This window comes from Bradyrhizobium sp. HKCCYLRH2047 (assembly GCF_051168175.1).
GTDB lineage: Bacteria > Pseudomonadota > Alphaproteobacteria > Rhizobiales > Xanthobacteraceae > Bradyrhizobium.
Window position 1 is genome coordinate 321,603 of the sequence record NZ_JBNPUM010000001.1, and the last position, 24,459, is coordinate 346,061.

General features: G+C 67.0%; 24 protein-coding genes. 14 read left to right on the top strand and 10 right to left on the bottom strand.

Annotated features, from left to right (window positions below; translation table 11 throughout):
- Window positions 1-195 precede the first annotated feature (195 nt).
- Genes hemW through rph form a run of 3 tightly spaced genes read right to left on the bottom strand, consistent with a single transcriptional unit; the run spans window position 196 to window position 2,694 of the window.
- Window positions 196-1,353: a radical SAM family heme chaperone HemW gene (hemW, locus tag ACQR1D_RS01495; protein WP_434893672.1), complete on the bottom strand. Its 1,158-nt coding sequence runs from the start codon at window positions 1,351-1,353 to the stop codon at window positions 196-198.
- Window positions 1,340-1,984, bottom strand: coding sequence for an RdgB/HAM1 family non-canonical purine NTP pyrophosphatase (rdgB, locus tag ACQR1D_RS01500; protein WP_315805606.1), 645 nt, complete (start codon window positions 1,982-1,984; stop codon window positions 1,340-1,342). Before rdgB ends, hemW begins: the two co-directional genes overlap by 14 nt.
- On the bottom strand, window positions 1,981-2,694 hold the full coding sequence (gene rph, locus ACQR1D_RS01505) for a ribonuclease PH (protein ID WP_315716822.1): 714 nt from the start codon (window positions 2,692-2,694) through the stop codon (window positions 1,981-1,983). Before rph ends, rdgB begins: the two co-directional genes overlap by 4 nt.
- A 174-nt stretch (window positions 2,695-2,868) precedes the next feature.
- Here rph and hrcA point away from each other — a divergent pair, with 174 nt between their 5' ends.
- The gene (gene hrcA, locus ACQR1D_RS01510) at window positions 2,869-3,957 is read left to right on the top strand and encodes a heat-inducible transcriptional repressor HrcA (RefSeq protein ID WP_431337589.1); all 1,089 of its coding nucleotides are present in this window, start codon (window positions 2,869-2,871) and stop codon (window positions 3,955-3,957) included.
- Between the two features lie 130 nt (window positions 3,958-4,087).
- Entirely contained in the window at window positions 4,088-4,708 is a 621-nt protein-coding gene (grpE, locus tag ACQR1D_RS01515; RefSeq protein WP_315805608.1) for a nucleotide exchange factor GrpE, read from the top strand.
- Between the two features lie 155 nt (window positions 4,709-4,863).
- Here grpE and ACQR1D_RS01520 read toward each other — a convergent pair whose 3' ends face one another.
- Window positions 4,864-5,799, bottom strand: coding sequence for a hypothetical protein (locus ACQR1D_RS01520; RefSeq protein WP_434838737.1), 936 nt, complete (start codon window positions 5,797-5,799; stop codon window positions 4,864-4,866).
- A gap of 198 nt (window positions 5,800-5,997) precedes the next feature.
- A complete protein-coding gene (locus ACQR1D_RS01525; protein ID WP_434838736.1) occupies window positions 5,998-7,506 on the bottom strand; it encodes a hypothetical protein in 1,509 nt (502 codons plus the stop codon).
- A 354-nt stretch (window positions 7,507-7,860) separates the two neighbouring features.
- Here ACQR1D_RS01525 and dnaK point away from each other — a divergent pair, with 354 nt between their 5' ends.
- The 8 genes from dnaK (at window position 7,861) to ACQR1D_RS01565 (ending at window position 15,137) form a co-directional block, all read left to right on the top strand.
- Window positions 7,861-9,756, top strand: coding sequence for a molecular chaperone DnaK (dnaK, locus tag ACQR1D_RS01530; protein ID WP_315805611.1), 1,896 nt, complete (start codon window positions 7,861-7,863; stop codon window positions 9,754-9,756).
- 145 nt (window positions 9,757-9,901) lie between these two features.
- Window positions 9,902-11,032, top strand: a complete 1,131-nt coding sequence (dnaJ, locus tag ACQR1D_RS01535) for a molecular chaperone DnaJ (RefSeq protein ID WP_315805612.1) — start codon at window positions 9,902-9,904, stop codon at window positions 11,030-11,032.
- A 242-nt stretch (window positions 11,033-11,274) separates the two neighbouring features.
- On the top strand, window positions 11,275-11,877 hold the full coding sequence (locus ACQR1D_RS01540; protein WP_315805613.1) for a class I SAM-dependent methyltransferase: 603 nt from the start codon (window positions 11,275-11,277) through the stop codon (window positions 11,875-11,877).
- A gap of 45 nt (window positions 11,878-11,922) precedes the next feature.
- Window positions 11,923-12,501 carry an NADPH-dependent FMN reductase gene (locus ACQR1D_RS01545; RefSeq protein WP_434838735.1) on the top strand — a complete coding sequence of 193 codons (579 nt, stop codon included), beginning with the start codon at window positions 11,923-11,925 and terminating at the stop codon, window positions 12,499-12,501.
- Window positions 12,502-12,507: 6 nt separating this feature from the next.
- Window positions 12,508-13,239 (top strand): orotidine-5'-phosphate decarboxylase, encoded by a 732-nt coding sequence (pyrF, locus tag ACQR1D_RS01550; RefSeq protein WP_434838734.1) that lies wholly within the window; start codon window positions 12,508-12,510, stop codon window positions 13,237-13,239.
- A 33-nt stretch (window positions 13,240-13,272) separates the two neighbouring features.
- Entirely contained in the window at window positions 13,273-13,575 is a 303-nt protein-coding gene (locus tag ACQR1D_RS01555) for a DUF1330 domain-containing protein (RefSeq protein ID WP_434838733.1), read from the top strand.
- A 95-nt stretch (window positions 13,576-13,670) separates the two neighbouring features.
- On the top strand, window positions 13,671-14,489 hold the full coding sequence (dapB, locus tag ACQR1D_RS01560; RefSeq protein ID WP_434838732.1) for a 4-hydroxy-tetrahydrodipicolinate reductase: 819 nt from the start codon (window positions 13,671-13,673) through the stop codon (window positions 14,487-14,489).
- Window positions 14,490-14,513: 24 nt separating this feature from the next.
- On the top strand, window positions 14,514-15,137 hold the full coding sequence (locus ACQR1D_RS01565) for a 2,3-bisphosphoglycerate-dependent phosphoglycerate mutase (RefSeq protein ID WP_315716834.1): 624 nt from the start codon (window positions 14,514-14,516) through the stop codon (window positions 15,135-15,137).
- An 804-nt stretch (window positions 15,138-15,941) separates the two neighbouring features.
- Here ACQR1D_RS01565 and ACQR1D_RS01570 read toward each other — a convergent pair.
- From ACQR1D_RS01570 to ACQR1D_RS01585, 4 genes are all read right to left on the bottom strand, one after another.
- Entirely contained in the window at window positions 15,942-16,835 is an 894-nt protein-coding gene (locus ACQR1D_RS01570) for a restriction endonuclease (RefSeq protein ID WP_434838731.1), read from the bottom strand.
- 67 nt (window positions 16,836-16,902) lie between these two features.
- Window positions 16,903-17,121 (bottom strand): hypothetical protein, encoded by a 219-nt coding sequence (locus ACQR1D_RS01575; RefSeq protein WP_434838730.1) that lies wholly within the window; start codon window positions 17,119-17,121, stop codon window positions 16,903-16,905.
- A 573-nt stretch (window positions 17,122-17,694) separates the two neighbouring features.
- Window positions 17,695-18,594 (bottom strand): methylated-DNA--[protein]-cysteine S-methyltransferase, encoded by a 900-nt coding sequence (locus ACQR1D_RS01580; RefSeq protein WP_434838891.1) that lies wholly within the window; start codon window positions 18,592-18,594, stop codon window positions 17,695-17,697.
- 362 nt (window positions 18,595-18,956) lie between these two features.
- A complete protein-coding gene (locus ACQR1D_RS01585; RefSeq protein WP_434838728.1) occupies window positions 18,957-19,490 on the bottom strand; it encodes a DUF2244 domain-containing protein in 534 nt (177 codons plus the stop codon).
- A gap of 22 nt (window positions 19,491-19,512) precedes the next feature.
- Here ACQR1D_RS01585 and nth point away from each other — a divergent pair, with 22 nt between their 5' ends.
- From nth to ACQR1D_RS01605, 4 genes are all read left to right on the top strand, one after another.
- Window positions 19,513-20,334 carry an endonuclease III gene (gene nth / locus ACQR1D_RS01590; RefSeq protein ID WP_434838727.1) on the top strand — a complete coding sequence of 274 codons (822 nt, stop codon included), beginning with the start codon at window positions 19,513-19,515 and terminating at the stop codon, window positions 20,332-20,334.
- A gap of 209 nt (window positions 20,335-20,543) precedes the next feature.
- Window positions 20,544-21,596, top strand: a complete 1,053-nt coding sequence (locus tag ACQR1D_RS01595) for a type III polyketide synthase (protein WP_434838726.1) — start codon at window positions 20,544-20,546, stop codon at window positions 21,594-21,596.
- The gene (locus tag ACQR1D_RS01600; protein ID WP_434838725.1) at window positions 21,593-22,099 is read left to right on the top strand and encodes an isoprenylcysteine carboxyl methyltransferase family protein; all 507 of its coding nucleotides are present in this window, start codon (window positions 21,593-21,595) and stop codon (window positions 22,097-22,099) included. Before ACQR1D_RS01595 ends, ACQR1D_RS01600 begins: the two co-directional genes overlap by 4 nt.
- Window positions 22,096-23,715 carry a DHA2 family efflux MFS transporter permease subunit gene (locus ACQR1D_RS01605; RefSeq protein ID WP_434838724.1) on the top strand — a complete coding sequence of 540 codons (1,620 nt, stop codon included), beginning with the start codon at window positions 22,096-22,098 and terminating at the stop codon, window positions 23,713-23,715. The genes ACQR1D_RS01600 and ACQR1D_RS01605 overlap by 4 nt, the downstream gene beginning before the upstream one ends.
- Here the strand turns inward: ACQR1D_RS01605 and ACQR1D_RS01610 are convergent.
- A complete protein-coding gene (locus ACQR1D_RS01610) occupies window positions 23,653-24,405 on the bottom strand; it encodes a sulfate transporter family protein (RefSeq protein ID WP_434838723.1) in 753 nt (250 codons plus the stop codon). The two genes, ACQR1D_RS01605 and ACQR1D_RS01610, sit on opposite strands and share 63 nt — an antisense overlap.
- Between the last annotated feature and the right edge of the window lie 54 nt (window positions 24,406-24,459).

Below are 24,459 nucleotides of genomic sequence, written 5' to 3' on the forward strand. Positions count from 1 at the left end.
GTCAGAGCGGTCGCCGCGATGTCGCGCCTTACAGAAGGCTGCTTCCCCTCACCCTGAGGAGCCCGCCGAAGGCGCGCGTCTCGAAGGGCGAGGCCCCGGCACGGGCCTCATGGTTCGAGCGCCTGCGGCGCTCCTCACCACGAGGGTTAGCGCCGAAACCGCCGCTGCATCACGCGCAGCATCCTCATGCAAAGCTCAGGCGGCGAGGTCGGCGACGACCGCGTCGAGCACCGGAAAGCCGTCCTGGGTCACGCGCAGCCGCCCGTCCGGATCGACCGCGATGGCGCCCTCCTCGCGCAGCAGCGCGATGCGGCGCGGATCGAGCGTGCGGCCGGAGATCCTCGCGTAGCGCTGCGGGTCGATGCCCTCGGCCAGTCGCAGCCCCATCAGCAGGAATTCGTCGGCGCGCTCCTCGCGATTGAGCTCGTCGTCGGTCATCACACCGTGACCGTTGGACTCGACCCGCATCAGCCAGGCCTCGGGCCGCTTGTCGGTTGCGGTCGCGTGTCTGATGCCGCCGATGTCGAGACGGCCATGGGCGCCGGGACCGATGCCGGCATATTCCTGGCCACGCCAATAGAGCAGGTTGTGCCGGCACTCCGCGCCCGGGCGGGCATGATTGGAGATCTCGTAGGCCGGCAGTCCGTGACGGCCACAGATCTCCTGCGTGACGTCGTACAATGTGCGCGCCAGGCCGTCATCCGGCGTCTTCAGCTTGCCCGCGGCATGCAGGCCGAAGAATGGCGTGCCTTCCTCGATGGTCAGTTGATACAGCGACAAATGCTCGGCTGCCTCGCCGATCGCGCGCGTCAGCTCCTCGGTCCACATCGCCGGCGTCTGGTCGGGCCGGGCATAGATCAGATCGAACGAATAGCGCTCGAAGGCATTGCGCGCGATCGCCACCGCCTTCATCGCCTCCTCGGCCGTGTGCAGTCGGCCCAGCATCTTGAGCGACGCATCGTCCATCGCCTGGACGCCGAGCGAGACGCGGTTGACGCCGGCGGCGCGATAGCCGGCAAAGCGCGTCGCCTCGACGCTGGTCGGATTGGCTTCCAGCGACACCTCGACGTCAGCGGCGACATGCCAGTGCCGGCCGATCGCGTCGAGAATCGCGCCGACCGTCTGCGGCTGCATCAGCGACGGCGTGCCGCCGCCGAGAAAGATCGAGCTGACGGTGCGCGGCCCAATGCGGGCGGCGGTGGTCGCGATCTCCTGGGCGAAGGCGCGGGCGTAGCGCTCCTGGTCGATGGCCGCATGCCGGACATGGCTGTTGAAGTCGCAATACGGACATTTCGACAGGCAGAACGGCCAGTGCACATAGACGCCGAACGCTTCGCTGTCAGCGCTGGTCAAGGCAGATCTCCGCGAGCTTCACGAAGGCGCGCGCCCGGTGCGACAGGCCGAGGCCGAGCGGCGGCAGGCCGTGCTTCTCGATGCTGGTCATCTCGCCGAACGTGCGATCGTGCCCTTCTGGCAGGAACATCGGGTCGTAGCCGAAGCCGGCCGTGCCGCGCGGCGGCCAGACCAGCGTGCCGTCGACCCGCGCCTCGACCTCCTCGACATGGCCGTCCGGCCATGCCACGCACAGCGCCGAAACGAAATGAGCGCCGCGCTGGTCGGCACCCGCGGCGCCGCGCTCCTGCAGCAGGCGCTCGATCCGCGTCATCGCGCCGGTGAAATCCTTGTCCGGTCCGGCCCAGCGCGCCGAATAGATCCCCGGCGCACCGTCGAGGGCGTGAACCACGATGCCGGAATCGTCGGCAAAGGCCGGAAGCTGCGCGGCCTTGGCCGCGGCGACCGCCTTGATGCGGGCGTTGGCCTGGAAGGTCTCGCCGGTCTCGTCCGGCTCGCCCAGGCCGAGATCGCCGGCCGACACCGCCTCGACGCCATGGGGGGCGAGCAGCTCGCGCATCTCGGCAAGCTTGCCGGGATTGTGGGTCGCGATGACGATGCGACCGGTGAGCCTGCGGTGCGGACCGTTCACGCGACCGCCATCTTCTGCAGGTCGACCAGCCGCGCGACGCCCTTGCGGGCGAGCGCCATCAGCGCCAGGAACTCGGCCTCGGTGAACGGCGTCTTCTCCGCCGTGCCCTGCACCTCGATGATGCGGCCGTCGCCGGTCATGACGAAATTGGCATCGGTCTCCGCCTCGGAATCCTCAGCGTAGTCGAGATCGAGCACCGGCGTGCCGTTGTAGATGCCGCAGGAGATCGCGGCGACGTTGGCGCGCAGCACCTCGGTCTTGATCATGTTGCGCGACTTCATCCACTTGATGCAGTCGGCCAGCGCGACCCAGGCGCCGGTGATCGACGCCGTGCGCGTGCCGCCATCGGCCTGCAGCACGTCGCAGTCCACCGTGATCTGGCGCTCGCCGAGCGCTTCCAGGTCGATCGCGGTGCGCAGCGAGCGGCCGATCAGGCGCTGGATCTCGACCGTGCGGCCGGTCTGCTTGCCGGCGGAGGCCTCGCGCCGGGTTCGCTCCAGCGTGGCGCGTGGCAGCATGCCGTATTCGGCGGTGATCCAGCCGCGTCCCTGGCCCTTGAGCCAGGGCGGCAGCCGGTCCTCGAGCGTGGCGGTGACCAGCACATGGGTGTCGCCGAACTTCACCAGGCACGAGCCCTCGGCGTATTTGACGACGCCGCGTTCCAGGCTCACGGCCCGCAGTTCATCCGGTGCACGGCGGCTCGGCCGCATGATTCTCTCCGTGAAAGAGGCGAAAGAGGGTGTTTGACGGCCTTGTAGGAGCCGCGACCGGCAGCGGCAAGGGTTTATCAAGGGCCCGTCGCTCCCGGAGCCCCCTCCTCATGACCGGCTTGCCACCGAGCCGCCGCATGGACACATTATAGGCAGCTGGGAGGAGTGCATCTGGTGGCCCACCACGATCCGATCAACCTGATGACACCGCCGGCCGGTCTGGCGCAGCTGAACGAGCGCTCGCGCGAGATCTTCCGGCAGATCGTCGAAAGCTATCTGGCGACCGGCGAGCCGGTCGGCTCGCGCAACATTTCGCGGCTGATCGCGGTTCCGCTGTCGCCGGCCTCTGTGCGCAACGTCATGGCCGATCTCGAGCAGCTCGGCCTGATCTACGCGCCGCACACCTCGGCCGGCCGGCTGCCAACCGAAGCCGGCCTGCGCTTCTTCGTCGACGCCCTGATGCAGGTCGGCGACATGACGGAGGCCGAGCGGCAGTCGATCCAGAGCCAGCTCGCGGCCGTCGGCCGGGCGCAATCGGTCGAGGCGGCGCTGGATGAAGCGCTGACCCGGCTGTCGGGTCTGACCCGTGCCGCCGCCGTGGTTCTAACCGCCAAATCCAACACCCGGCTGAAGCACATCGAGTTCGTCAGGCTCGAGCCCGAGCGCGCGCTCGTCGTTCTGGTCGGCGAGGACGGACAGGTCGAGAACCGGGTCCTGACCCTGCCGCCGGGCGTGCCGTCCTCGGCATTGACCGAAGCGTCCAATTTCCTCAACGCCCGGATCAGAGGGCGGACGCTGGCGGAAGCGCGGCTCGAGCTCGAGACCGCGCTGGCGCATGATCGCGCCGAGCTCGACCAGCTGACGCAGAAGGTGATCGCCGCCGGCGTCGCGAGCTGGTCCGGCGGCGACAGCGACGAGCGGCAGCTCATCGTGCGCGGCCACGCCAACCTGCTCGAGGACCTGCATGCACTCGAAGATCTCGAGCGTGTCCGGCGGCTGTTCGACGATCTCGAAACCAAGCGCGGCGTCGTCGATCTGCTCGGGCGCGCGGAGAGCGCGGAAGGTGTCCGCATCTTCATCGGCTCGGAGAACAAGCTGTTCTCGCTGTCGGGCTCGTCGACGATCGTGTCGCCCTATTCCGACGCCACGGGTCGCATCGTCGGCGTGCTCGGCGTCATCGGTCCGACCCGGCTCAACTATGCCCGGGTGATTCCGACGGTCGATTATGCCGCGCGCCTGGTCAGCCGGCTGCTGGGTGGCTGATGCGTGAGATGGTTAATCCGCGGACGGCGTCTCCGGCGAGCCGGTCAGGCTGCGCTTGATTTTCGACGCTCAAAGCACGATATCCCGCCCCATATCCCCAAACCCGTCAGCCGAACTTGCGAGTCTGTCCATGACCGATCCCGACCTGCATAAGAATGATCCGGAAAACCCGGCGCAGGCCAGCGAACCCGTCGTCTCCAAGCCCTACATCATGCCCGATGATCCCGAGGCCGGCTCGGCAGAGGCCCTTGCCAAGGAGGCGGCCGACGCGCGCGACAAGATGCTGCGCACGCTGGCGGAGATGGAGAATCTGCGCAAGCGGACCGCCCGCGAGGTCGCCGATGCGCGGATGTACGGCATCACCGGCTTCGCCCGCGACGTGCTCGACATCGCCGACAATCTGCAGCGCGCGCTCGATGCCGTGCCGGCGGAGACGCGCGACAATGCCGATGCGGGCCTGAAGTCGCTGATCGAGGGCGTCGAGCTCACCGAGCGCTCGCTGCTCAACACGCTGGAGAAGAACGGCGTCAAGAAGTTCGATCCGACGGGACAGAAGTTCGACCCCAATTTCCAGCAGGCGATGTACGAGGTGCCGGATCCGTCGGTGCCGTCCGGCACGGTGGTGCAGGTCGTGCAGGCCGGCTTTATGATCGGCGAGCGCGTGCTGCGCCCCGCTTTGGTCGGCGTGTCCAAGGGCGGCGCCAAGGCGGCGCCCGCGGCGAGCAACGATCAGTCGAACAGCGCCGCCTGACGGCGAGCACGGGCACGCATTCTGCGGCCGTCCTGTTGTCGAACGAAGAAGCCACGGGCAGCGATGCCCGTGGCTTCTTGTTTGTCGGCGCGACCTTGTAGTTCGTCTCGCGGCGAGCAGCCGGCGTGATCACGCCGTCCGATGCCGGGCTGGTCTCAGCCTCTTGGCTGGATGCCGTCGCGGACGGCACGGAACCGCGGGAAGGCCGCCGACCACTGGTCGCGCGGCGCGCTGCCGATGATCCGCAACGTGTTTGGCCCGCCGAAGCGCAGCCACTGCACCACCGTCACCGGCGTATTGTCCTTGCCGCTGGTGGCGTCGATCCGGGTCTCATAGGCCGGCTGGCCGTCGATGCGGATCGGCTCGGACATCGTGATGCGCGCTTCGCGGACGCCCGGAATGGTGGTGGCCGCCTGTTGCGCCACGCGCGCGCGGTCGCCCGCCTCCGGGGCCACGCCGGCCACCAGCCCGATCACCACGAAGGGCGCGGCCTCGAATCCCTTGTCCTCCTCGCCGTCGGCGAGGATCAGGGCGCCCGGCCCGAGCGTGCGGATGGTCTTGAACCCGGAGAGGTCGGTGACCTTGAACGGCATCATCGCGAGCTGCTCGTCGACCGGAACGTCCTTGCGGACGACGGCGGAGGCGAACATCTGGCGCACGGCATCGTCGGTGTAGATCCGGCTCGCGGTCTCCGGAATCTGCACGGCCACGTAGCCGGAGAAGCCGTTGCCGGGCAGGATCATCGAGTAGCGCCGCACCGGCGTGTTGCCATCGCGGCCGTTCTCGACGGTATAGTAGGCGGTGCCGGCGGCGGTCTCGATGCTCTCCGGCTTGACGCTGCCGGTCCCGGCGGGATTGGCGGTAAACGCGTTCTTCACCTCGCCATAGGCGGCGGCGGGCAGTTCGGTCAGCAGCACCTTCACGCTCTGGTCCTCGGTTTCGAAGCCGGAGAACGTCTTGGCCTTGGCGAGCCCGACCAGCGGCGCGAGCCCGATGCGGACGCCGGGCGGAAATACGGCGTCAGTGGCCAATGCGGGGTGCAGCAGCGAGATCAGCAGGGTGGCCGCGGTGAAGAGTCGAACGATCATCATCAAACATTGCCTCGTTGACCGGGGCCGCGCGCCGAGGCGGTCGGGGGTCCTCGCCAGCGTGGTCTTCGGCGGGCACGCTTTTAGCGGCTTTGCGCCCCCCGCAACAGGCCGGGCGCGCGGTTTTGATCGCCTGCGGCGGTCGGCGCGCTCCGGCGGGGCACATTTTGCCTCAAAAGGCGGATTCAGGATGGTACAGCGCTAGCCGCGCTTCAGGATTTCGACGCCGTCGACGGTCTGTACCAGCACATAGGGCGCGAGCAGGGCCCTGAGCTCGGGGTCGGAACGCGCCCAATCGCCCCAGTCGCTGTTCTGATTGTCGATCAGGACGACGTCGGGCGGCTGCTTCCGGAAGTCGGCGATGATCCCGGCGCGTTCGCGTTCCACATAGGGCGCGAGCCGCTGCGCCGTCTGTGAATCGATGGTTCCGTCCTGTTGCGATCGGCGGACGATTTCCCGGACCCAGAACGCCTCCTGGCGCGAGATCCAGGTGCCACCGAGGGTCCGCACCATCGGGTGGCCGATGACTGCGGCCGCGCTGAGCACCAGCATGCTCGGGCGCGGTCCGAGCCGCGCCACCTGGGCTTCGATTTGCCGGACGTCGACGCTGCCATTGAACCAGAGGCAGGTCTGCACGAACAGCACGGCGCCGGCGAGAGCGGTGGCGACCTGCGGCCAGCGCCGCATGTCGCGGCTGGTGTCGATCGCCGACACGGCAAGGCCGGCGGCAAGCAGCGCCAGCGCGACCATGGGATAGGCGTGATAGCCCCAGCCCTTCTGCTGCGCGACGAACGACACCAGGAATCCGAGCGATCCGGCCAGCGTGGTGAAAGACGCCGCGTCGCGCGCGTGCTGCCGGCGTTGGAGGAGGAGAATGGTGATCGCTGCCGCAAGCCACAGGCCCATCGGCAGGGTCACGAGGATGGTCGGCACCGGCGCCTTCAGGAGCAGATAGACGTCGCGGACCAGCGGATAGATGAGCGTGAAATATTCGGGAAAGAACAGGTAGATACAGGCCGCGTTGAGCAGCACCAGCGCCGCGGCGATCCAGTTCTCCAGCGCGAACAGCACGCGCCAGTCGCGCGCCTGCGCGGCGGCGGCGAGAATGCAGAAGCCGGCGCTGAAGGCGAAATAGGGCTTGAAGCTCATTGTGAGGCCGGCGCTGAGCCCGGCGATGAGCACGGCGGCCGGGCCCACCCGCTCGCCCCTGGCGCGCCGGATGTACACCGCGATCGCCGGCAGGATCGTGATCAGGGCCAGGTGTTCCCGCTGGCCGAAATCATACATCGGCGCGATCAGGAGCAGGGCGGCCGTCCACGCCGCCAGCCAACCGTCGGCGAGGCGATGGCGCAGGGCCGATGTCCGCAGCACCAGCCACACCAGCATCAGGGACGCCGCCGTCATCGCGAAGATCAGGATGTTCGTCGCCAGCTCGGGCCGGAGATGGATCGCACGCGCCAGCGCAACGGCCAGCAGATAGACCGATCCGGCCATCGGCGGATTGGTCTCGAGGATATCGACGTAGAGCCGCTGGCCGTCGAGCATGCGCTCGCTGACGAGGAGCCACCAGCTGACATCGACATTGAGGGGAAGGGCGTGCCGCAGCCACGCCGCTGCAACCACGATGGCGCAGATCAGCAGTCCGGGGAACGTGGCCTGGCCGGCTTCGCGCGCACGCTGCGGAAAGCCCCAATCGGTGTCGATGACCATGCCTCATTCCCGTCCCAGGAGTGCGGCAGGCTAGGGCCCGTGGGTTAACAACGCATTTCGGTCATCGGGGCAGATCCGGAGTACCGGATTCGTTGCTCCCTGCCCGCGATCGCACCCTCCCGTTTAGGGCGCTGCCAAGGTCGATTGGCCCTTCTTGATGACTCCGCGAGGTCGTTCGGCGAGGGCCGTGATTTTCGTGGGGTCGAACCCCTGGTCCGGTCCTTGCGGGCCACTCCCCCCCTCCTATATGACGCTCATCGTCGCAATATCGCGAGCATTTGATCTGAGGGGGTTTTGGATGGGGGCGCCGTCAGGGCCCCACCCAACCTGCCGCAAAAAGAAGGATATGAGACCATGGGAAAGGTCATCGGGATCGATCTCGGCACCACGAATTCGTGCGTGGCCGTTATGGACGGCAAAACGTCGAAGGTCATCGAGAACGCCGAGGGCATGCGGACCACGCCGTCGATCGTCGCCTTCAGTGACGACGGCGAACGTCTGGTCGGCCAGCCGGCCAAGCGCCAGGCCGTGACCAACCCCGAGCGCACCTTCTTTGCGGTCAAGCGCCTCATCGGCCGCCGCTATGATGACCCGATGGTCGAGAAGGACAAGAAGCTCGTCCCCTACAAGATCGTCAAGGCCGGCAACGGCGACGCCTGGGTCGAGGCCGACGGCAAGACCTATTCGCCCTCGCAGGTCTCCGCCTTCATCCTGCAGAAGATGAAGGAGACCGCGGAAGCCCATCTCGGCCAGAAGGTCGACCAGGCCGTCATCACCGTCCCCGCTTATTTCAACGACGCCCAGCGTCAGGCCACCAAGGACGCCGGCAAGATCGCGGGCCTCGAGGTTCTGCGCATCATCAACGAGCCGACCGCGGCGGCGCTCGCCTACGGCCTCGACAAGACCAAGGCCGGCACGATCGCCGTGTACGACCTCGGCGGCGGCACCTTCGACGTCTCCATTCTTGAAATCGGCGACGGCGTGTTCGAGGTGAAGTCGACCAACGGCGACACCTTCCTCGGCGGTGAAGACTTCGACATGCGTCTGGTCAGCTACCTCGCCGACGAATTCCAGAAGGAGCAGGGCATCAACCTGCGCAACGACAAGCTCGCTCTGCAGCGCCTGAAGGAAGCGGCCGAGAAGGCCAAGATCGAGCTGTCGTCGACCACGCAGACCGAGATCAACCTGCCCTTCATCACCGCGGACCAGTCCGGTCCGAAGCATCTGACGATGAAGCTGACCCGCGCCAAGTTCGAGGCGCTGGTGGCCGACCTCGTCGAGAAGACCATCGAGCCGTGCCGCAAGGCGCTGAAGGATGCCGGCCTCACCGCCGGCGAGATCGGCGAAGTGGTGCTGGTCGGCGGCATGACCCGCATGCCGAAGATCCAGGAGATGGTGAAGCAGTTCTTCGGCAAGGAGCCGCACAAGGGCGTCAACCCCGACGAGGTGGTGGCGATCGGTGCCGCGATCCAGGCCGGCGTGCTGCAGGGCGACGTCAAGGACGTGCTGCTGCTCGACGTGACCCCGCTCTCGCTGGGCATCGAGACCCTGGGCGGCGTGTTCACCCGCATCATCGACCGCAACACCACGATCCCGACCAAGAAGAGCCAGGTGTTCTCAACCGCTGAGGACAATCAGAACGCGGTCACCATCCGGGTCTTCCAGGGTGAGCGCGAGATGGCGGCCGACAACAAGATGCTCGGTCAGTTCGACCTGATGGGCATTCCGCCGGCCCCGCGCGGCATGCCGCAGATCGAGGTGACGTTCGACATCGACGCCAACGGCATCGTCAACGTGTCGGCCAAGGACAAGGCCACCGGCAAGGAGCAGCAGATCCGCATCCAGGCCTCGGGTGGTCTGTCGGAAGCCGACATCGACAAGATGGTCAAGGACGCCGAGGCGAATGCCGCGGCGGACAAGAAGCGCCGCGAGGCGGTCGACGCCAAGAACCATGCCGACGCGCTGGTGCATTCCACCGAGAAGGCGCTGGCCGAGCATGGCTCGAAGGTCGCCGACACCGAGCGTCGCGCCATCGAGGATGCCGTCAGCGACCTCAAGGAAGCGCTGAAAGGCGACGATGCCGAGGCCATCAAGGCCAAGACCAACACCCTGGCCCAGGCGTCGATGAAGCTCGGCGAGGCCATGTACAAGCAGCAGGCCGAGAGCGACGCGGCCCGCGACGCCGCCAAGGATGACGTGGTCGACGCGGAGTTCACCGAGGTCGACGACGACAAGAAGAAATCTGCTTAACTGAGGCAGAGGTAGTGACCATGACCCCCATGCCAAAGAGCGCTTTCAGCGGCTCGTTGGATGGGGGTCATTTTCATTGACCCGGAACGCGCGCGGCGATCGCGCCAGCCGTTCCTGTTGGGCGAAGTTCGGGCGGGTTTGATTGATGTCCACCAAGCGCTGCTACTACGAGACTCTGGAAGTCGAACGCGACGCCGACGAGGGCAAGCTCAAGGCCGCCTTCCGCAAGCTGGCCATGAAGTGGCATCCGGACAAGAATCCGGGCGATGCCTCCAGCGAAGTGAAATTCAAGGAAATCAACGAGGCCTATGAGGTGCTGCGCGACGCCGACAAGCGCGCCGCCTACGACCGCTATGGCCACGCCGCCTTCGAGCAGGGCGGCATGGGCGGCGCGCACGGCTTCGGCGCCGGCTTTGCCTCCTCGTTCTCCGACATCTTCGAAGACCTGTTCGGCATGGCCGGCCAGCGGCGCGGCGGCACGGGGCGCGAGCGCGGCGCCGACCTGCGCTACAACATGGAAATCACCTTGGAAGAGGCGTTCCAGGGCAAGACCGCTCAGATCGAGATTCCGGTCTCGGTGACCTGCGAATCCTGCTCCGGCACCGGCGCCAAGGCCGGCACCAAGCCGAAGACCTGCGCGATGTGCGGCGGCGCCGGCCGCGTCCGGCAGGCGCAGGGCTTTTTCACCCTGGAGCGCACCTGTCCCGGCTGTCACGGCCGCGGCCAGATGATCGAGGACCCCTGTCCGTCATGCTCCGGCTCGGGCCGCGTCACCCGTGACCGCACGCTGTCGGTCAACATTCCCCAGGGCGTCGAGGACGGCACCCGCATCCGTCTCGCCGGCGAGGGCGAAGCGGGCCTGCGCGGCGGGCCGCCCGGCGATCTCTACATCTTCCTGTCGCTGACGGCCCACGAGTTCTTCCAGCGCGACGGCGCCGACCTGCACTGCCGCGTGCCAATCTCGATGGTGACGGCGGCGCTCGGCGGCGAGTTCGAGGTGCCGACGATCGACAAGGGCAAGACCAAGGTCAAGATTCCCGCCGGAGCGCAGTCCGGGCGCCGGTTCCGGATCGCGGCCAAGGGCATGCCGGTGCTGCGCTCGCGCCAGACCGGCGACATGTATGTCCAGATCGTGGTCGAGACGCCGCAGAACCTGACCAAGAAGCAGCAGGAGCTGCTGGCCGAGTTCGAGAAGTTGTCGTCCGGAGCGACCCAGCCCGAGGCGGCCGGCTTCTTCACCAAGGTCAAGGACTTCTTCGGCAAGGCGGCGAGCTGAGCCGTGAGTTCAAGCAAGCACGGCCTCGTGGTTTCGCCGAATGATTTCGGGATTCAGATTCAGAGGTCGAGCGAATTTGCTGCTCTGCACATGCAAAAAATTATCGAATGCAACTGTAAGAGCGCGGACCCGCCAGCCTTAATCGTACGTTACGGTTCGGCTTGACCGTCCCGCCTGCGCCCTATACGTCTTTGTGACTCTTTTCTGACATCGCCGTGAAAGCGGTCCCGTCTGGTACCGAGATGCCCCTGCAAACGTCCGTGCGTGCGTCGAAAAAGCCTCTCCGTCTGGACGACGAAGTGCGCTTCCTCCGCTCATGGATCGAAAAGCCGCTGCATATGGGCGCCGTCATGCCGTCGGGCCGGCTGCTGGCGCGGACCATGGCGCAGTACGTCGATCCGCACGGCACAGGCCCTGTCATCGAGCTCGGACCGGGCACCGGCGCGATTACCAATGCGCTGGTCGAGCGCGGCGTCGATCAGAAGCGGCTGGTGCTGGTCGAGTACAATCCGGGCTTCTGCGCGTTGCTGCGCGACCGCTACCCGCAGGCCAAGGTGGTCCAGGGCGACGCCTATCGCCTCCGCGACACACTCTGGAACGTGCTCAGCGCCCCTGCCGCCGCCGTCGTCTCCGGCCTGCCGCTCGTGACCAAGCCGATGCTGACGCGCATGAAGCTGATCCGCGATGCGTTCGCGGCGATGTCGCCGAATGCGCCGTTCGTGCAGTTCACCTATTCCGTCGTGCCGCCGATTCCGAAGTCGCTGCCCGGCGTCACCACGCAGGCCTCCGAGCGCATCTGGATGAACCTTCCGCCGGCGCGCGTCTGGGTGTATCGCAAGCCCTGACCGGCGGCCGCGATCCTTCGTGGCGGGTCGCTGACCGACCTCACGATGTCCGCGCTGAAGATCCTCATCATTCCCGGCTCGACCCGGGCCGGCTCGCACAACGCGAAGCTCGCCGCGGCCGCCGCCTATCAGTTCGTGCAGGCTGGCGCCGACATCACCCGTATCTCGCTCGCTGACTTCCCGCTGCCGATCTACGACGCCGACCTCGAGGCGCAATCGGGCATACCGCATCACGCCCTCAATCTGACGCGCATGATCGGCGTCCATCACGCCGTGCTGCTGGTGACGCCGGAATACAACGCCTCGGTGCCGCCGCTGCTGACCAACGCCATCACCTGGATCTCGCGGGTCGACGAGCCGCCCGGCAGCCGCGGCGCGGTTTTTCGCAGCCGGCCGTTCGCGATCGCCGCCGCCTCCGAGAACCGCTTCGGCGGCATCCGCGCGCTCGCCGCCTTGCGGCTGGTGCTGACCGCCTGCAATGCGACGGTGATTCCGAGCCAGCTCGCGCTGGCCTTCGCCGACAAGGCCTACAACGACATGGACCGGCTCAAACTGCCCGCTGACGTCACCGCGCTCGACGCGCTGGTGCGGGAGCTGATCGCAACAGCGCAACATACGATGTGAGGTGACATGCCGACCGAGATTGCTCCGCGCGACCGCCTGATCGTGGCGCTCGACCTGCCCGGCGTGGCCGAGGCCGAGGCGATGATCGCCAGGCTGGGCGAAGCCGTGACGTTCTACAAGATCGGCATGGAGCTGACCTATGCCGGCGGCCTCGGCCTCGCCGAGCGCCTCGCGGCCGAGGGCAAGCACGTCTTCATGGACCTCAAGCTGCACGACATCCCGACCACGGTCGAGCGCGCCACGAGGCAGATCGCCCGGCTCGGCGCCCGTTTCCTTACCGTGCATGGCTTCTCGCAGAGCATGCGAGCGGCGCTCGCCGGCGCCGCCGGCTCCAGCCTCGAGCTGCTCGCCGTCACCGTGATGACGTCCTACGATGATGCCGACCTCGCCGCCGCCGGCTACGCCATGGGCGTCAAGGAGCTCGTCGCCAGGCGCGCCGTGCAGGCCAAGGAGATCGGCATCCACGGCCTGATCCTGTCGCCCGAGGAAACGGCGCTGGTGCGTCCGCTGGTCGGGCCTGACATGCAGCTCGTGACCCCCGGGATCCGTCCGGCGGGATCCGACGTTGGCGACCAGAAGCGCATCATGACCCCGGCCCTGGCGATCGCCGGCGGCGCCGACCGCCTCGTCGTCGGGCGTCCCGTCACCGGCGCTGCCGATCCGGCTGCGGCCGCCGAGAGCATCGTCGCCGACATCGCCGGCGCCGTGGCGCTGGCCGGCAGGACCAATCGCACGTAAGCAACAGCGACCGAGAACAGGGAGACGACAGGGATGCCCAAGGCCTATTGGATCGCGCGGATCGACGTGCACAACATGGACGGCTACAAGGACTACGTCGCGCAGAACGGCGCGGTGTTCCACGAGTACGGCGCCAAGTTCCTGGTCCGCGGCGGCCAGTACGAGACCAGGGAAGGCACCTCGCGCTCGCGCAACGTCGTGATCGAGTTCAAGGACTACGCGACCGCGCTGGCGTGTTACAATTCTCCTGAATACCAGCGCCTGGTCGCGATGCGCGCGCCGCATTCGCAGGGCGATCTGGTGATCATCGAGGGCTATGACGGCCCGCAGCCCTGATCGCCGCCCGCCCCACACCACGCGCGACCTGGCCTCGCTCGGTTGCCGCCGCCATCGGCCCCGGCTATAGCCCTTGAAGGAGCGGAGGAGCTGAGATGTCCAAGATGCGCTTGATCGTTGCCGGAGCCGGCGGCCGCATGGGCCGCGCCCTGGTGCGTGCGATCGCCGAGACCGACGGCGCCGTGCTGGCGGGTGCGCTCGAAGCCCCCGGCTCGGAGCTGATCGGCAAGGACTCCGGCGCGCTCGCCGGCCTGCCCGCCAACGGCATCAAGCTGTCGGGCGACCTCTGGAGCATGTCCGCGGACGCCGACGGCATCCTCGATTTCACCGTCCCGGCCGCGACCATCGCCAATGTCGCCATCGCCGCCCAGCGCGGCATCGTCCACGTCGTCGGCACCACCGGCCTGTCCGCGTCCGACGATGCCGTCATCAGGAGCGTGACCAAGCGCGCCATCGTCGTGCAGTCCGGCAACATGAGCCTCGGCGTCAACCTGCTGGCGGCGCTGGTGAAGCAGGTGGCGAAGTCGCTCGATGCCGGCTTCGACATCGAGATCCTCGAGATGCATCACAAGCACAAGGTCGACGCGCCCTCGGGCACGGCGCTGATGCTCGGACGCGCCGCCGCGGAAGGCCGCGGTATTGATCTCGATGAGCACTCCGCCCGCGGCCGCGACGGCATCACCGGCGAGCGCCGCTCTGGCGACATCGGCTTCGCCTCGCTGCGCGGCGGCACCGCCGCAGGCGATCACAGCGTCATCTTCGCCGGTCCCTCGGAGCGGCTGGTGCTGTCGCACCAGGCCGAGGACCGCATGATCTTCGCCCATGGCGCGCTCAAGGCGGCGCTGTGGGCGCACGGCAAGCCGCCGGGCTACTACACGATGGACGACGTGCTCGGCCTCACGGACCTGTTCTAGTTCAACGTCGATGGAAGCGAACTGATGAGCGAACGTCTCCTGGTGCTGGTGCGCCACGGCCAGAGCGAGTGGAATCTGAAGAACCTGTTCACCGGCTGGAAGGATCCTGACCTGACCGAGCAGGGCGTGGCCGAGGCCAAGGAGGCCGGCCGCAAGCTGAAGGCGCAGGGGCTGGTCTTCGACGTCGCCTTCACCTCGGTGCTGACGCGCGCCCAGCACACGCTCGACCTGATCCTGACCGAGCTCGGCCAGACCGGCCTGCCGACAGCCAAGAACCTCGCGCTCAACGAGCGCGACTATGGCGATCTCTCCGGCCTCAACAAGGACGATGCCCGCGCCAGATGGGGCGAGGAGCAGGTCCACATCTGGCGCCGCTCCTACGACGTGCCGCCGCCCGGCGGCGAAAGCCTCAAGGACACGCTGGCCCGCGCGCTGCCCTACTACGTCCAGGAAATCCTCCCCGGCGTCCTCCGCGGCCAGCGCACGCTGGTGGCGGCGCACGGCAACTCGCTGCGCGCTTTGATCATGGTGCTGGAGAAGCTGACCCCGGAAGGCATCCTGAAGCGCGAGCTCGCGACCGGCGTGCCGATCATCTACCGCCTGAACGCGGATTCGACGGTGGAGTCGAAGCTGGATCTGGCGGGCTGATCGAGCGGACCCGACGCGCGAGCTGATCAGTTAGCTCGTCATGCCCGGGCTTGACCCGGGCATCCATCCCCTTCGATGAACTTGTTTCAGAGAAGCTGGATGGCCGGGTCAAGCCCGGCCATGACGGCCTGAGTGACCTAACGACGACCGGCATTGAGGCGACGTTGTCCGAAGGCACGCGCCACCACACGCCCCGCGTAGCCGACCACGCCGATCATCTCCCCGATTCACATCTCAAACAGCCCGCCCACGGCTCCACGACCTCGCGGCGTCTCCCGCCCGAGTCCTGCTCCAACCATGTCCCTCCGAAATCGAGAGGGCGCAGGGAATGCCGGATGCTGGCCGCACCCATGGCCCGCCTGCAGAAAGAAAAGCAGGCGGCAGTCACCACAGGTTCAGCCGAGAACAACCGGCATTCCCCGCGCGATGGTCTTCACGCTTATACGCAGTCTCCCTGGTGCGCCGGGCTTGTTGGCCACCATCCCCACGCGAAGCGAAGCTTCGTCGTGAGTTGATACCAGCGTCGGGGTATCAGGACCCTGCGACTTCACGTCCGCAATCCAGCCGTTCGTCGGCGCGCCCGAAGACACGCTGCGGCAGACCGCGGCCATCGCCTCCCCACCTCGCGTGTCGTGACGATCGCGCGCAACGCCCCTCTCGTTGAGGCGGGATGTCGGGATAGAAACATGATTTCTGAAAAATAGCAAGATAATTATTATTATCGGCAGTCGCGAGTACGGCGCCGGCTAGAAAGCAGAGACGAAGTCGGGATCGCGAACCCAGAAAATCTGAGCACCACATGCCTCAAGGCGCGAGAAAATAGACCGGTTCGAGACGCAGTTTCGATCGCTTCGCCTCCGGTATCTTGCCGTAATGCTGCTGCCAGAGCATCAGGAAGCGATCGAGATCGACCAATTCGATATGAACGGCGCCGACTCCCGCTTCACGGCGGGCCTCCTTGGTGAAGCCGCCTGAGGACACGAAAAGCCCGATCTCGCGGTCTCCGCGCATGATCCCTCTGAGGGCCGCGACATCCTCGCGCGAGGCAGCCTGATCACGGTGCTTCACCTGGACACGAATGTGAGGGGTCTGTGCCCCCAAAGGGTCCGTGTAGGCCAAGATGTCCGTCCCGCCGTCGGCACCCGGCTTGGATACGGCGCTGGTTGCATAGCCCATGCCTTCGAGAAGCGCGGCGACGAGGTCCTGAAACTCGTATCCAGAAAGCGTGTCGAGATACTCATCAATCTCGGCCCGGGCCTTCTCCTTTGCATCGTCGAATAGAACCGATGTGTCCGGGACTGGTGGCGGATCGTCAGCCGTTGCTATGGTCTCGGCCTCCGACTTCGCCTTCGGCTGGCCCCACCGCCATTCCCGATAGCGCGATCTCAGATAGCGCTTCAGTTCATCGTCCGGTAGCCCAGCCGCCTTCTGGCCTTCCTCAGTGACGAGCCACTGTCCGTCCGATTTCACCAATAGCCCTGCTTTGCTGGCCGCGACGGACTGAAAATGTAGCAAGGCGCGCCAGCGCGGCAGGCCGGAGCCCTTCATGATCTCCTTGTCGAAATTGTCGAGCGGAAGCTTGGCTTCGATATCGGCATAGAGGTCGCGAGGCGGCTTGCCGTCGGGATACGACTTCAGCAGTCCCAGAACGAACTTGATCAACACGACGCCGCGATCAACAGTCTTGATCTGGCTCATGGCTTTCGTTCCTCAACGAACGAGTCCAACAAGCCGCCGTAGCTTCCAGTTGAACAACCCATCGGCCTTACGAACTCTGCTTGGCGATCTCGGGCACCTTTGTATCGAAGGACTCCCAAGACAGAAAATGGTGCTTCTTGGTGCTTTTGCCGGGATACCAGCGAAGGCCACCCTTGCTCACGACGAGACGGCCAATCTGCCCATTTCCATTCGTGGCCCGGAACGTAATTGGCTTCTGTTCCTTGCGCAGCTCATGGTCAGACGTTTGGAAAATCACCTTCGCCATGACATTCCCTCCTGAAAATTGATTGCTTTGGTCTCGCTGCCGAGACCTACCTGCGGGGTCGGAAAAATGTCTGGACAGACAATGCCCCATACGACAGTCAACCCGATTCAGGGCGAGCATGCAACTTCAGGATGGGTCTGCTTGCCATGACGGTCATGGACCCGCTAGTCGCGCTCAACCGGCAACGGGCCGCCGAGGAGAAGCGCGGTCGGTCCGCTGGCTACGTCACGACGTCGGATGGCAGGGCGTTCGCGTTGCGCAAGGTGGCGCAATCGTGATGCCGCGACTGGTCGAGCTTTTGCCGATAGGCGGTTCTCGAAGTGCCTGATGCTTTGGCTGCGAGGTCTCGAAGCTCGACGAGCGCGGACTCGTTCTCTGTACTATCAGGCCGCTGGGCTTCGACGAGTAGTTCAGCGAATGGTGCGCCCCCGCTCCCCGTTCTTACGGCGAGGGGGGCGGGGTGGGGGCAGCTGCGCGCACTGACCGTGCGGAGAGTCCCCCTCACCGGATTGCATCTTCGATGCAATCCGACCTCTCCCCGCAAGCGGGGTGAGGTGCACCGAGCAAGCCGCTCTACCCCATCCCCACCTGCCCAGCCTCCCAGCCGATCATCGCCTGCTTCCGCGTCAAGCCCCAATGATAGCCTGTCAGCGCGCCGGTCTTCCCCAGCGCGCGATGACACGGCACCACGAACGAGATCGGGTTCTTTCCCACCGCCGCGCCCACCGCGCGCGAGGCTTTCGGCGACTCCAGCCGGGTCGCGATGTCGGAGTAGCAGACGGCGCGGCCCATCGGGATCTTGAGCAGGGTTTCCCAGACGCGGACCTCGAAGTCGGTGCCGATCAGGACGACGCGTAAGGGCTGGTCGGGGCGCCACAGGGTCTTGTCGAAGATGCGCTGGGCGAGGCCGGCGGTGCCGGGGACGTCCTCGATATAGGTGGCGCGGGGCCAGCGGCTCTTCATGTCGGCGAGCGCGGAGGCCTCCTCGCCGGGGTCGGCGAAGGCGAGGCCGGCGAGGCCGCGCGGGGTGGCCATCACCAGGGCCATGCCGAACGGGCAGGGGTGGAAGCCGTAACGGAGCGTGGTTCCGGCGCCGCCGGTCTTCCATTCGCCGGGGGACATCGCCTCGTGGGTGACGAACAGGTCGTGCAGGCGGCCGGGGCCCGACAAGCCGGAGTCGAGCGCGGCGTCGAGCACGCTGGCCGAGCCCTTCAGCAGGCCCTTGGCGTGGTCGAGCGTCAGCGCCTGCATGAACGCCTTCGGCGTCAGCCCGGCCCAGCGCCGGAACAGATGGTGCAGCTCGTCCGGCGTCAGGCTGGCGGCGTCGGCCATGTCCTCGATGGTCGGCTGCCGCCGCCAGTGCTCCGAGATGAACGCGATCGCGCGGCGCACCGCGTCGTAGTCGCGCAAAGCGGCCGATTGCTGCGGGCCCGGCTTGGCCAGGGCGGAATCGTGAATGGCAAGGGTCATCATCATGATCCGGATGTAGGGCGGCCGGGGTGGGCACTCCACCCGATTTCTGATCGGAGGGCTATGGGGGATGTGATCGGCCGGGCTGCTCGTTTCGGGCCTCATGGTTCGAGACGCGCCGCGCACGACGATTTTACGACGTAACGGCCTGATCGGCGCAGCGCTCCTCACCATGAGGGGGCAAGCGCCGGAACGGCCGCTGCACACGTGACCATGAACACGCTGACAGCGTGTTCATGGCGAGGGTTGGGAACCCTCCGCGTATTCAGTCCTCGTCCTGAGGAGCACGCCGCAGGCGTGCGTCTCGAAGGACGGCCGCGGGGTTGCTCGTCGTTCCGCGGGAGAGCCGCCGGCCACGGGCAGGACTACAGCGGATTGTACACCGGCCCGCGCTTGGCCGCCTGCAACCCCGCCGTCAGCGCCTTGGCAAAGCTCGCCTTCTCCTCCGGACCGAGGAAGCTCGCGATCGCCACGCGCTGGCCGCGGGCGACGAGGTAGAGGCGCTCGATGCCGAACTCCTCGTGGGTCTCCTGGTCGAGCCGCACCCAGAGCGGGTTGAAGCGCCATTCCATGACGTGGCCCTTGTGACTGACGCGGCGCAGGCGCAGCTCGGTGAGCGTAATCGAGACGTCCTCATAGGCCCGGGCGCGGCGGAAGTTGACCTTGAATGCCCAGTAGATCGCCAGCGCGTCCAGGCCGAAGAAGCCGAGCACCGGCCAGGCGCCCATCATGAGCGAGGCGATGCCGCCGACGAAGCTGATGGCGCAGACCACGGCCATCAGCACCAGAAATCCGGTGCGGTTGAGCGAGCGATGCGGCGTCAGCCGGGCCGAGAACAGCTCGGGATCAGCGGCGTCGGTGCCGGTCTCCTGATACGCAAAAGCGTTGCCTGGCGTCATGGGGCCTCAGTATACCCGGATCATGGCCAAAATCACCCGCCCCCAACGCGCCAAGCCGGCGCCGGTTCGCAGCCCCTCCAAGAAGGCTCCCAAGGCCGCTCCCAAGTCTGCCCCCAAGGCGGCCTCGAAACGGGCCGCCAAGGCCGCGAAGACGGCCCCAAAGGGCTCGCCGGGCCGGCCGGTCAAGAGAGCGCTGAAAGCGACGAAGCCCTGGACCCCGGCCGAGATCCGCGAGGCCTTCAGCCGATTTGCTGCGGCCAATCCGGAGCCGAAGGGCGAGCTCGAGCATCTCAACCCCTACACCTTGCTGGTCGCCGTGGTGCTGTCGGCGCAGGCGACCGACGCCGGCGTCAACAAGGCGACGCGGCCGCTGTTTGCGGTCGCCGACACGCCGCAGAAGATGCTCGCGCTCGGCGAGGAGCAGTTGCGCGACACCATCAAGACCATCGGCCTCTACCGCACCAAGGCGAAGAACGTGATCGCGCTCTCGCAGAAGCTGATCGCCGAGTTCGGCGGCGAGGTGCCGCGCACGCGCGCTGAAATCGAATCGCTTCCTGGTGCCGGCCGCAAGACCGCGAACGTCGTGCTCAACATGGCATTCGGCGAGCACACGATGGCGGTCGACACCCATGTGTTCCGCGTCGGCAACCGCACCGGGCTCGCACCCGGCAAGACGCCGCTGGAGGTCGAGCTCGGGCTGGAGAAGGTGATCCCGGCCGAGTTCATGCTCCACGCCCATCACTGGCTGATCCTGCACGGCCGCTACACCTGTCTGGCGCGCAAGCCGCGCTGCGAACTGTGCCTGATCAAGGACCTCTGCCGCTGGCCCGACAAGACCGCCTGATACGTTTTGCGTGCCGAACGGTTGCACCTGAGAACGCGTTTGACAGTCACTTTTGTGTCACGCGGCGACGCCGTCTCACCATGGCCGGGCCACATCGCCGCCCGCATTGGTCATAAGATGACACGCGTAATCCGGGGCGATGTGAGTGGCGCGTGACGATTCCCGCGTTCTCGGACCTTTCTGCGCCGGGACGTTGAAGGATCAGCCGCATGGACAACACTGCCGCACTCGTGTCGCTCGCGACCTCCGTGCCACCGCATCAGTTCCGCCAGAACGAGGTGATGGAGGCCGCACGCGTGGTGCTGTCGCCGCGCTTTCCGCAGTTCGACACGATGGCGAGCCTGTTCGCCAACACCGGCATCCGCCAGCGCTACGGCGTCAAGCCGATCGAATGGTACATGGAGCGGCGCGGCTGGCCGGAGCGCACCGAAGCCTATCTCGAAGGCGCCGAGGCGCTGTTCGTCGATGCGGCGAACAAGGCGCTCGCGCAGGCCGATCTCAACGCCGCCGATATCGACACCATCGTCACCGTGAGCTCGACCGGCATCGCGACGCCGACCTTGGAAGCGCGCGTCTCCGGCCGCATGGGTTTTCGCGCGGACGTGTCACGCGTGCCGGTGTTCGGGCTCGGCTGCGCCGGCGGCGTCTCGGGCCTGTCGATCGCAGCAAGGCTGGCGCAGGCCCGGCCCGGCACCAACGTGCTGCTGGTGACCTTCGAATTGTGCACGCTGGCCGTCCGCCATGATGAGCTGACGAAAGCCAACATCGTCGCGCTGAGCCTGTTCGGCGACGGTGCCGCCGCGGCGATCCTGCGCGCCGGCGATGGCGGCGCTATCCGCGTCGAGGCGACCGGCGAGAAGCTGTGGCCCGATACGCTCGACATCATGGGCTGGAGCGTCGATCCCGAAGGCTTTGGCGTGATCTTCCAGCGCACCATTCCGGACTTCGTCACCGAGAACATGGGCCCGGCGGTCACCGAGATCCTGGACCGGATGAAGCTCGCGCCTGCCGACGTCGACCGCTTCGTCTGCCATCCCGGCGGCGCCAAGGTGATCACGGCGCTGGAGCGCGCGCTGTCGCTGGATCAGGGCACGCTGGATCATGAGCGCGAGATCATCGCCGACTACGGCAACATGTCCGCGCCGACCGTGCTGTTCGTGCTGGAGCGCGCCCGCGCGCGGGGCTTGCCGCCGCGCTCGGTGCTCACAGCGCTCGGACCTGGGTTCACCGCAAGCTGCGTATCATTGAGGAACGCCGCATGACCTTCGCCGCCTTCGTCCTCGCCCTCGTCACCATGCAGCGGCTCGGCGAGCTCGTGCTCGCCCGCCACAACACCAAGCGCCTGCGCGCCATGGGCGCGGTCGAGGTCGGGGCGGATCATTATCCGCTGATGATCTCGATGCATGCGGCCTGGCTGGTGTCGCTGTGGCTGCTCGGCGCCGACCAGGAGGTCGACCCATGGCTCTTGAGCGGCTTCGTGGCTCTGCAGGGGCTGCGCTGGTGGGTGCTGGCGACGCTCGGCCCGCGCTGGACGACGCGCATCATCATCCTGCCCGGTGCGCCCTTGGTGACCGATGGTCCGTATCGCTACATCTCTCATCCGAACTATCTGGTGGTCGCGGCTGAGATCGCGCTGCTGCCGCTGGCGCTGCATCTGCCGTTGATCGCGCTGATCTTCTCCGGCCTGAACGCGGCGGTGCTGTTCATCCGCATCCGCGCCGAATCCGAGGCGCTCTCCGGCATCGGCAGCGGCCAGACCGCATGAGCGCATCGGCCGCGCCGCAGGACAGACCAAGCCTCGCCACCTGGCTCGGCTTCGTCCTGATGTGCGTCGGCATGTTCATGGCGATCCTCGACATCCAGGTGGTGGCGACGTCGCTGCCGACCATCCAGGAGGCGCTCGGCATCACGCCGGACGCGATGAGCTGGATCCAGACGGCGTATCTGATCGCCGAGATCATCGCCATTCCGCTGACAGGCCTGCTCACGCGCGTCTTCACGCTGCGCTGGCTGTTCGTCGGCGCCGTCGGCATCTTCACCGCCGCCTCGTTCGGCTGCGCGTTCAGCGGCAGCTTTCACATGCTGCTGGCGTTCCGCGTGCTGCAGGGCTTCTTCGGCGGTCTCCTGATCCCCGTCGTGTTCTCCGCCGTCTTCCTGCTGTTTCCGCCGCGCCTGCACGCGGTGGCGACCACCATCGGCGGTGTCGTCGCGGTGCTCGCGCCGACCATCGGCCCGGTGGTCGGCGGCTTCATCACCAACACCTGGTCGTGGCCCTGGCTGTTCCTGATCAACATCGCGCCCGGCGTCGTCGCCGCGCTGGCGACGCCCGGCCTGCTGCCGAAGCAGCGCATGGACCTCGCGGAGCTCGACAAGCTCGATTTGTTCGCGCTGCTGCTGCTCGCGGTGTCCCTGGCGAGCCTGGAGCTCGGGCTGAAGGAGGCGCCGAAGGGCGGCTGGCTGTCGTCGAACTGCATCGCATTCCTGGTGCTGAGCGCGTCCTGCCTCACTTTGCTGGTCCAGCGCCTGCTGGCCTCGCCGCACCCGATCCTGCGGCTCGGCAGCTTCCAGCGCCGCTCGTTCACGCTCGGCTGCCTGTCGAGCTTCTGCCTCGGCATCGGGCTGTTCGGCTCGGTCTATCTGATGCCGGTGTTCCTCGCCTTCGTGCGCGGCCACGACGCATTCGAGATCGGCAAGATCATGCTGGTGACCGGCGTGGCGCAGCTGATCGCCGCGCCGCTGGTGACGGCGCTGGACGGCAGGGTCGATGCGCGTCTGCTGACCGCGTTCGGTTTCGTGCTGTTCGGCTTCGGCCTGGCCGCGAGCGCGTTCCAGCCGCCGACGGCCGACTATCAGGAGATGTTCTGGCCGCAGGTGGTGCGCGGTGTCGGCATCATGTTCTGCCTGCTGCCGCCGACGCGGATCGCGCTCGGCGACCTGCCGCAGGCCGAGGTGGCGGACGCCAGCGGCCTGTTCAACCTGATGCGCAATCTCGGCGGCGCCATCGGCATCGCGCTGATCGACACCATCATCTATGGCCGCGTCGCCCTGCATGCCCAGGCGTTTCGCGACCGCCTGCTGGCCGGCGACACCGTGGCAGCCAAGGCGATCGGGCTCGCGCCTGAGCTGCTGCGCAACCGCCCGCGCGGCGTCTCGGAGGAGCAGGCGATCGCCTATGTCCGGCCGCTGGTGGAAAAGGCCTCGCTGGCGCTGTGCGTCAACGAGGCGTGGTCGCTGCTCGCCGGCGTCGCGCTGCTCGGCTTCCTGCTGATCCCCTTCGCCCGCAGCAAGGCGGCCAGCCTGTCGCCGCGGATGATGGCGCTAGAGGCTGCGCAGCCGGCGCTCCGGCGACGGCTCGATCAGCTCGGGCCGCGGTCCGGATAGGCGCTTGTGCAGATGGACCATGAACGCCATGCCGAACAGCGGCGTGGCGAGATTGACGATCGGAATCGTGACAAACGCCGCGATGATCAGTCCCGCAGTGAACACGGTCACCGCATTGTCGCGCCGCATCGCCTTGGCTTCGGCCGGCGGCCGGAAGCGCATCGCGGCGAGCTCGAAATATTCGCGGCCGAGCAGCCACGCCGTGGCGATGAAGAAGATCACGAAGCCGGCGCCGGCCAGGAACACGAAGGGCAGGGCGACCAGATAGACCAGGATGGTGAGGCCGGCGGCCTTGAGGCCCTCGATGATGGCGACGCCGAACGGCAAAGCGACGCCGGGGCGCTCGGCCGGATAGTGCTCGCGCTCGACGAGGTCGGCGACGTCGTCGACGAACAGGCTCGCGATCACCGATGTGATCGCCGGCATCAGCATGATGCCGCCGAACACGACGCCGAAGCCGGCGGCGATCGAGATGATCCAGGTCAGCACTTCGAGCGTGCCATGCGAGTTCGGCCCGAGCATGGTCTCCGCCCAGCCCTCGCCGGCGGTTGCCAGCCAGGTCAACAGCCGCTGCAGCCCGATCGCGAGCACCGTGACCAAGACCAGCGCCAGCCCGATCGAGCGCCACAGGATCGAGCGCATCGGCGGCGACAGAATCTGCGAAATCGCCTTGATGGCGGCGTCGATCATGGCGGGGTCCCTCGCTGCAAAAGCCCGCGGCAGAGGTAGACATGCCGGCGGGCT